This is a genomic window from Paracoccus sp. Z118 (assembly GCF_019061185.1).
GTDB lineage: Bacteria > Pseudomonadota > Alphaproteobacteria > Rhodobacterales > Rhodobacteraceae > Paracoccus.
The window spans coordinates 1-390 of the sequence record NZ_JAHQZU010000143.1 but is presented as its reverse complement, the minus strand read 5'-3'; the positions used below and the strand labels follow the sequence as shown (position 1 = coordinate 390).

Genomic DNA, 390 nt, shown 5'->3' with positions numbered 1-390 from the left:
GCCGGTGAAGCCGAGCGCCACGAGGTCGGCATGGAGTTGCTTCAGCGTCCGGCGCTGCTTGCGTGACTTGCCGGCTTCCGTCTTCAGCCACGCCGCCAGCTTCTCGGAAAACGGATCGAGCTTGCTCGGCCGATCAGGCGTCGCGAACCTCGGCTCGATGGTCCCAGCGCTCAGATACTTCCTGATGGTGTTGCGCGACAGGCCGGTCCGCCGTGCGATCTCGCGGATCGGCAGCTTCTCCCGCAACGCCATGCGTCGGATGATGTTCAAAAGTCCCATGTGGATCACTCCGTTACCCCCGCCGCGCTCCGCTTTGGGGAAGGTTCACATGGGTCAGTTCTCAGTGGAATTTACGCCCCTACCCGGGTCAGTTCCGGGTGGAAATCAACA

The 390-nt window shown here is 62.6% G+C and carries 1 pseudogene; it reads right to left on the bottom strand.

The features are described 5' to 3' along the window. Window positions 1-279 (bottom strand): annotated as a pseudogene (locus KTN05_RS17915) (IS21 family transposase); the annotation flags it as partial. Window positions 280-390: the final 111 nt, after the last annotated feature.